This is a genomic window from Roseomonas sp. 18066, assembly GCF_902706185.1.
Classification (GTDB): Bacteria; Pseudomonadota; Alphaproteobacteria; order Acetobacterales; family Acetobacteraceae; genus Pseudoroseomonas.
The window spans coordinates 1-390 of the sequence record NZ_CACSJM010000418.1; the positions used below are offsets into that span (position 1 = coordinate 1).

A 390-nucleotide genomic window follows, 5' to 3' on the forward strand; every position below is an offset into this window, starting at 1 on the left:
GCCCTGGAGCACGCAGAAGTGCAACGTGATGACACCCTCCAGGACCCCCGGACTGTGTTCCAGATCGTCAAACGGCATTACGCCCGCTACACGCCGGAGATGGTCGAGAACATGTGCGGCATCAAGGCCGCGGACTTTGAATATCTGGCCCGTGCCATTACGGAAAATTCCGGACGCGAGCGGACAACCTGCTTTGCTTACGCCGTCGGCTGGACGCAGCACTCGCTGGGAGCGCAGTTCATACGGGCCGCCGCCATCCTGCAGCTCCTGCTTGGAAATGTGGGCCGCCCGGGCAGCGGGATCATGGCCCTGCGCGGCCATGCCAGCATCCAGGGCTCCACGGACATTCCGACGCTCTTCAACCTGTTGCCCGGGTACCTGCCCATGCCC

1 pseudogene is annotated in these 390 nt (G+C 63.6%); it reads left to right on the plus strand.

Going from position 1 to position 390, the window contains the following annotated elements:
* A pseudogene (locus GVN67_RS29500) lies at positions 1-390 on the plus strand (molybdopterin-dependent oxidoreductase); the annotation flags it as partial.